The organism is Blastococcus sp. CT_GayMR20 (genome assembly GCF_004570345.1).
The window spans coordinates 21,925-29,457 of record NZ_SPQM01000057.1; the positions used below are offsets into that span (position 1 = coordinate 21,925).

Genomic DNA, 7,533 nt, shown 5'->3' on the forward strand with positions numbered 1-7,533 from the left:
TACCGCCGGCAGCCGTCGGGGCCCTGTGCACCGGCCGCCCCGGCGCCGAAGCACGGGTCCACTGGAACCGCCCCGAGGGCCCCCGCCGCCGGACGCCTTCGTCCCCCTGGTCGGAGAGACCGGTCTGACCGCGACCACGGGGAGCTCCTTCTCCTGGGGCGCATGCGCGCAGACCCGCAGCGGTGTCACCTTCAGGCTTCGATGCCTCGGGTCCGATCACATCCGACCCGCGCGGACGTGGACCCGGCGGCCACCATCGGGTGCCCGTCGTGCCGGCGTGGCACTTCCGGCGTCCCGGGCCACGGCGCCCGCGCTCGGCTCCGACCTGTCCACGGGCTAGAGCGTCTCCGTCCCGCTCCAGGCCGAGACGTCCTCGCCTCCCGGCCGGCCCCAGGACCCGTCGTCAGCCGGCGGGAGGTGGCCGGAGCGGCTCGGGCCGCCTGCCGGTGCCGTCCGCGGGTGGGGCGCCGCCCCTCGGCCGCGGTCAGACGGCGTACAGACCGCCCCGGGCGGGCGCGTTCGTGCGGATCGTGAGCCAGGCCGCCAGCTCGCCCGGCGGCATGGGCCGGGCGAGGTACCAGCCCTGCACCAGGTGGCAGCCCATGGAGGCCAGCAGATCCCAGCACGCCTGGCCCTCGACACCCTCGGCGACGACCTCGAGGCCGAGGTGCCGTCCGAGGTCGACGATGGCCCGCACGATCGCGGCGTCCTCGTGCCCGTCCCGCAGCTCGGTCACGAAACTCCGGTCGACCTTGACCTCGTGCACGGGGAGCCGTTTGAGGTAGGACAGGGACGAATACCCGGTACCGAAGTCGTCGACCGACAGCCGGACACCGAGGTCGCCCAGCTGGTGCAGGACGGCGATCGCACGAGCCGGATCCGCCATGACCGAGCTCTCGGTGACCTCCAGCGTCAGCCGTCCCGCCGGGACCCCGTGCCGCTCGAGGAGCCCGGCCACCTCGTCGACCAGGTCGGCGTCCTGCAGGCTCCGGGTGGAGAGGTTCACGGCGATGCTGAGGTCGTGCCCCGCGGCTCGCCACAGCGTCCAGGCGGCCAGCGAGCTGTCGAGGACATGGGTGGTGAGCGCCCCGATGAGGCCGCTGCGCTCGGCGACCGGGATGAACTGGTCGGGCGGCACCCACCCGAACTCCGGGTGGTGCCAGCGCGCGAGCGCTTCGACACCCACCACCTCACCGGACGCCAGCCTGGCCTGCGGCTGCACGTGCACCTCGATGCCGCCGGTCTGCAGCGCCGTCCGGAACTCGGAGACGAGGGCCAGCCGGCGAGGGTCGGTCGTGTCCAGTTCCGGCTCGTAGAGGCGCAGCCGGCGCGTGGACGACTTGGCGCCGTACATGGCCACGTCGGCCCGCTTGAGCAGCCCCGATGCGTCGTCGCCGTGCGCAGGGGCCAGCGCGACGCCGACGGCGGCGGTGACCGTCACCTCGAGACCGTCGAGCCGCACCGGCCGCTCGAGCGCCTCCAGCACCCGCCCGGCCACGCGCAGCGCCTGCTGATGGTCGGCGTCCGGGAGGAGGACGGAGAACTCGTCACCGCCGAGGCGGGCGACGATCCCTGCCTCCGACACGGCCGCGCGGAGGCGGCCGGCGACCTCCACGAGGAGGAGGTCGCCCTGATGGTGGCCCAGGACGTCGTTGATCTCCTTGAACTCGTCCAGGTCCAGGATCATCACCGCAGCACCACCGGGCCGCCCGGCCTGCATCTGGCCGAGCACCGCACGGAGCCGGCGCTGGAGGAAGACACGGTTGGGCAGGCCGGTCAGGTTGTCGTGGAGAACCTCATGCCGCAGGCGGTCGATGAGCTCACGGTTCTGCAGGGTCACGCCGGCATGGTTGGCCACCGTCTCGAGCACCCGCACGTCATCCGAGTCGAAGGTGCGGACGTCACCCATCCGGTCTGCCACGACGAGCACCCTGGCCGCGAGGCCCTGACCGGCCAGCGGGACGGCGATCGCCTCCCGGTACCCGTTCGCCGTGAGCCAACGGCGCGCGACGACGTCCCTGGTGTCCCGCGGGACCAGGAGGGCGGCACCACCGTCCAGCACCCCACGCAGGAACTCGTGATCCGGTCGTCGCGGGTCCTCCCGGCGCACCAGCTCGCCGTCCTCACCCACCGCGAGTCGGCTCACTCCCCCACTGGTGCCCACGACCGCGATCTCGGCCCGCTCCGCGCGGAGCAGGGGTACGACCTGGGCGAGCACGGTGTGCAGGACCAGGTCGACGTCCGAGGCGTCACCGACGGCCTGGCTGAACCGGTAGAGGTCCTCCAGGTCGCGGTGCCTGTCCGCCAGCGCCGCGAAGACGCGGTAGGCCCGCAGGAGGAGCACACCGACGAGCACGAACAACCAGATGCTGGCGGAGTCGGCCGTCCAGCTGGTGACGCCGGCCAGTGCGACGATCACGACGACCGGTCCGGCCGGGGCACCGACCACCGCCTCGCGGAGCAGGCGGCCCGCGTTGACCCCGCCCTCGTGCACCGCGATCACCACGCCGACCGCGACGTCACCGAGAGCGTTGAGGGCCACAGCTGCGGCGTAGGCCCCCAGCCACACGACCAGCTGGTTGCCGTCCGAGAGCTCGACGAAGCCGTGAAAGACGGCGACCGCCACGGCGGTCGAGGCAGTCACCAGGGCAAGGTTGAACACGACCTTCAGGGCGGTGTGACGCCGCTCGAGGACGACCACCACCAGGAAGCCCACGAGCCAGCCGACCAGGACGTCCACGGCCGTGGCGCAGAACAGCCCCACGACCAACGGGAGCTCGCTGAGCGACACCGAGCGCGCGTGCCTGGCCACCTGCCGGTGCAGGAGGGTGCCCTCGGTCAGGGCGAATACGATTGCCAGGACCCACCACGGCAATCGGCCGTCGGGGTGGTGAGGACCCGCGTGCAGGAACGGCTGCCCGGCTGCGACTGCGATCCCGAGCAGGACTGCCACGACGCTGAGGACAGCCCATGTCTGCCTGGACGGCCACGCCGGGTACCGGGCCCGGAACTCCCGGGGTATACCGGTGCTCGGCTGCGCTGCGCGCACGATGGCTCCCGACTGTTTGGAGAGGACCGTCGTCGGTGACGACGACTGGAGGGTCGGCACAGCGCACCGCGCAGTTGATCACCGGGTCTCGATGGCGGCCATCGACGGACCGAGATCCACGGCCCGAGGGCTCACGGCGGAGCGACGTGGAGCGCTTGCGGACCACCCGTCACGCAGGCAGCACCACGTGCCGGAGCAAGACCGACCTGGCCGTCGGCCAGGATGAGTCCGCAACGGCCTGGGTGATCTCGGAGGCTCAGCAAGACGCGGGCAGGTTCGGTGGATCACCAAGCGCCCACGGTGATCCACCCATGACGATCCATCGGCACAGCCGATGGCACCCACCGAAGACGCCCGACCGTCTCGAGCTGACCAGAGCGTCCGGCGGTCGTTGTTCCGTTCGTGGAACTGAGAAGACTCGAACACTTCCTGGCGGTGGTGGAGGAAGGCACCTTCACTGCCGCCGCCGCACGGCTGTTCATGGTCCAGTCGAGTCTGTCGGCCTCGCTGCTGGCGCTCGAGCGCGAGCTGGGCACGGAGCTGTTCGTCCGCGGGCGGCGCGGCGCCGAGCTGACCGACGCGGGGCGGGCCCTGGTAGGACCCGCTCGCGCCACGCTCGACCAGGTGGACAAGGCCAAGGAGGCGGTCGGAGAGGTGTGCGATCTCTTGCTGGGCACGGTTCGCGTCGCCGTGGCCCCATCCCTCCCGCAGAGCATCGACGTCTGCGACACCATCTCCCTGTTCCACGAGAGACACCCGGGCGTCGAAGTGCGCCTCGTGCGCGCGGACTCCAGGACCATGGCGGACCTCGTGATCGATGGCCTCGTGGACTTCGCCATCACTCCCTGGGCCGACAGCATGAGCTCGGGGTTGCACTTCGAGCCTCTGATCAGTACACGGCTCGCCCTCGTCTGCCCCGGCGGACACCGACTGGCCGGCGCCGACGACGTAGACCCACGGGAACTGGTGGACGAGCAGATCATCGACCTACCCCGGGAATGGCAAGCCCGCAGGCTGTTCGACGGCCTGATGGCGGAGCACGGCCTGGAGCGGCGGGCACGCCTCGAGGTCGACGACTGGCTCGGCGCCCTCCGCATGGCGCAGCGGGGGGCGGGCATGGCCTACGGACCCCTGGCGTGCCTCGAGGAAGAGCTGACCGACGATCTGGACGTGACGACGCTGGCCGGTGCCCCCTTGTGGGAGATCGGAGTCGCCACCCGGGACGAGAAGCTCCGGGGGGCCGCCGGTCGCGCCTTCCTGAACGCCTATCTGGAGGGATGCACGGAACTCCCCGCCACGGCCCCCCGGTCCAGCTCGATCGCCTGACACCGGTCCCTCCATCCGAGAGGATGGCCGAGGCGGGGCCGCCCGCAGCAGCCGGAACCCGGTCGTCGGCCGCTCGAGGGGCAACTCGTGCCCGGGCTCTGTTCCGGTATGGCCCCCGGGTCGCGGTGACCGAATCACCGCCGGCCGTCCTGCGGCCGGAAGATGCCGGGCGAGCCGATGCGGGTGCAGCCCAGCCGCGCGGAGAAGCCCCGCCGAGAGCTGAGCCGTCACCCATCCGGGTGAGAGGGCGCCTCGGGGGCGGTCGCGGGGCTCCAGCATTGCCTGCCGCGGGTCGATCCGGGTCGGGTGAGGGCCTCGTTCGTGGTGTACGGCGTGCTGTACGTCGTCATGGAGATGATCGGCCACCAGCTGGAGCTGGTGGGCTGGTCGGACGTCTCCGCCCTCGACGTGGCCACCGCGGTGACCGACGCCCTTCTGATCGTCGCGATCTGCGGCGCGGTCCTCCTCGCCGTCGAGCTCGGCGCCCGGCGCTGGCACCGGTCCCGGCAGGCCCGCGGCGCCGACGGCACCGCCTACGAGGGCCGGCGGGAGGACGGGCCGATCGAGGTCACCTCGTGGCGGCCGGAGTCCGACGTCCCGCCGTCCCCCGCCCCCTCAGGCGGCACCTACTCGGGGAACCCCTACACCTTCGCGGGGCACCGCTTCCCGACCGATCCCGGTCGCCTCCTCTAGTCCGTTCAGCCGGCCAGCAGGGCGGACGACGCCTGGAGGTCGTGCACCATCAGCGCGCTGCCCGGGCGCAGGACCAGCTCGGCCAGAGCGGACGCGGTGGTCGTGGCCCCGAGGCTGTCGGCCAGGCGGTCGGCGAGGACGAGGTCCAGGTCGGCGTCGTGGAGGTCCTCGATGTCCCGCAGCACCACCGGAGCGGCGTCCGCGTAGGCGACGAACAGGGCAGGCTGTGCGAGGGCGGTCTCCATGACGGCATCTCCTGGCTCGGTCGGTCGCCGGGTCCTCCCGGCTCACTCCTGACTCTGGGACCCCCGCCGCACGCCCCCGCCGAGAAAGCCGCACGAATTCCGCAAGACCGGATCGGGAGCGTCCGGATGTCCGGCTGCGCGGCGTCCCGTTCCGCACACGCCCGGTCACGGATCAGCGGTGGCGACCGCGCGGAGGGCCCTTGGACGGTGGGCAAGCCGCCGCGACAGGACTACGACGGCCGACGCCCCCACTCAGCTCTGCACCGACGCTCGCGGCGCCGGCACAGGCTCCCGGCGAGGAGATCCCGCATGTCCGTCCCGGACACCAGTCACAACGGACACGAGGACCGCGGTGGGATGCCGCTGCCGCCCTCGTTCGAAGCACCCGGCCAGGCCGAGTCCGCGCAGATGCCCGTGCCGACCATGGGGAACTCCCCCACCGGCGGCATGCCGGAGCCCCCCGGTGCACGCGCGGCCGGCGCGGCAGCCCCGTCCGGCGCGTCGATGCCCGTGCCGCGGACGGCGTCCGGGCCCGCCACCGAGGCGCTCCCGCGGTTCGGCCCGCCCGGTGGCGCCGGTTCAGGTCCCGCCTACGAGCCGGGGGTCGTCGAGGTCCAGTTCCGCCCGGACGTCGCGCCCGTCCTGAACCAGGAGGGGGGCGCCGCCCCGTCGCTGGCGGCGACCGACGGCGACATGTTGGACGCGATGAACGAGATCCTCCAGCGGAACGGCCTGGTGCAGGCCGAGCCGACCTTCAGCACCCCGCGCGAGGAGGCAGTCGCCGCGCGGGACGTGGCCCTCGCCCAGGGCATCGACGCGCCCCTGCTGGCGCAGTTCCTCACGCTGCACTTCGCCGCCGACGCGGACACCCCCCGGATCGCCGAGGAGCTGAGCAGGCTCCCCGAGGTGGAGCGGGCCGTCGTCGTCCCCATCGCTCTGCCGCCGACGATGGTCGCGCCCCGGTCCGACGGCGTGCCGACCGAGCTCGCCGCGCCGCCCGCAGGTCCGCTGTCCGATCCCCTCGTCGGCACGACGACGACGGTGGTCCTCGACCCGGCAACGGGCCTGGAGAACCAGTGGTACGTGTTCCGGTGCGGGATTCACGACGCCTGGACGCGGTCCAGCGGCAGGAACGTCGTCGTCACCGACGTCGACTGGGGCTACCGGACGACGCACCAGGACCTCAGCGCCAAGATCACGCGGACGTACAACTCCTTCGACGGCACAGCCGACGTCACCCACGGCGGCTCGGTCTCGCACGGCACCGCGGTGGCCGGGCTCGCAGGGGCGGCCGTCGACGCACGCGGCATGTCCGGCGTCGCGTACGAGGCCGACCTGTGGGCCGTGCAGGCGGACTCCGGCACCAGCGCCGGGCTCGGCGGCAACGCCTGGGCACGTGGCATCGAGTGGGTGCGCACCACCGACAGCGGTGGACGGCGGAAGGTCGTCATCCTCGAGGTGCAGACCGGGGCGTTCGGCAACTACGAGCAGGTGCCGTCGGTCAACGCCGCGATCCGGACGGCGATCGCCGCGGGCGTCGTGGTGTGCGTCGCCGCCGGCAACGGTGACAAGGACGCGGGCCTGGACGACTCGGGCAACCCGATCCCCGAGACCGGGTCGATCCTCGTGGGCGCCACGGCCTACCACGCTACGGAGGACAAGCGGGCGTGGTTCAGCAACTGGGGGCCGCGGATCACGGTCTCCTGCCCGGGCGATGCCGACCACGACCTGACCTGCAACAGCACCGGTGACTCGGCCTACCGCAACGGGTTCGGCGGCACCTCCGGCGCGACGCCCAAGATCGCGGGCGCGGCGGGCCTGATGCTGGCCGCGAACCCGGGGCTGACGCACGGCGACGTCCGACGGATCCTCAACGCGACGGGCTCGGCCCTCACGCCCGACCCCGGCAAGGAGCTGGGCACGTTCCTGAACGCGGGCGCCGCCGTCCAGCAGGCCGGGACCGGCGCCACCGGGCGGTTGGAGATCTTCGCCCGCGGATCGGACGGCGCGCTCTGGCACAAGTGGCAGGTCGCGCCGAACGGCACCTGGTCCGGTTGGGCGACCGAGGGCGGGTGGATCGACCTGCTGACCGTCGGCCGGAACCTCGACGGCCGGATGGAGGTCTTCGCGCGCGGCTCCGACGGCGCCGTCTGGCACATCTGGCAGCTGGCTCCCAACAGCGGGTGGTCGGGGTGGCAGTCCCTCGGCGGCTGGATCGAC

At 72.7% G+C, this 7,533-nt stretch carries 5 protein-coding genes; 3 read left to right on the forward strand and 2 right to left on the reverse strand.

Features of this window, described 5'->3' with window-relative positions; genetic code table 11:
- Window positions 1–484: 484 nt before the first annotated feature.
- Window positions 485–2,953 (reverse strand): bifunctional diguanylate cyclase/phosphodiesterase, encoded by a 2,469-nt coding sequence (locus E4P40_RS14345; protein WP_135159242.1) that lies wholly within the window; start codon window positions 2,951–2,953, stop codon window positions 485–487.
- A gap of 498 nt (window positions 2,954–3,451) precedes the next feature.
- Between E4P40_RS14345 and E4P40_RS14350 the strand changes: the two genes are divergently transcribed.
- Both E4P40_RS14350 and E4P40_RS14355 read left to right on the forward strand, forming a co-directional pair.
- On the forward strand, window positions 3,452–4,375 hold the full coding sequence (locus tag E4P40_RS14350; RefSeq protein WP_135159243.1) for a LysR family transcriptional regulator: 924 nt from the start codon (window positions 3,452–3,454) through the stop codon (window positions 4,373–4,375).
- A 306-nt stretch (window positions 4,376–4,681) separates the two neighbouring features.
- Window positions 4,682–5,068, forward strand: coding sequence for a hypothetical protein (locus E4P40_RS14355; protein WP_135159244.1), 387 nt, complete (start codon window positions 4,682–4,684; stop codon window positions 5,066–5,068).
- 5 nt (window positions 5,069–5,073) lie between these two features.
- Here E4P40_RS14355 and E4P40_RS14360 read toward each other — a convergent pair whose 3' ends face one another.
- Complete coding sequence (locus E4P40_RS14360) at window positions 5,074–5,313, reverse strand: hypothetical protein (protein ID WP_135159245.1); 240 nt, start codon at window positions 5,311–5,313, stop codon at window positions 5,074–5,076.
- Window positions 5,314–5,622: 309 nt separating this feature from the next.
- Between E4P40_RS14360 and E4P40_RS14365 the strand changes: the two genes are divergently transcribed.
- Window positions 5,623–7,533 (forward strand): S8 family serine peptidase (locus E4P40_RS14365; RefSeq protein ID WP_167762238.1); only part of this gene is annotated, 1,911 nt, incomplete at its 3' end.

Coding starts and splice junctions, on each gene's coding strand:
- E4P40_RS14360 (WP_135159245.1), bottom strand. CDS start 5,313: ATGGAGACCGCCCTCGCACAGCCTGCCCTGTTCGTCGCCTACGCGGAC.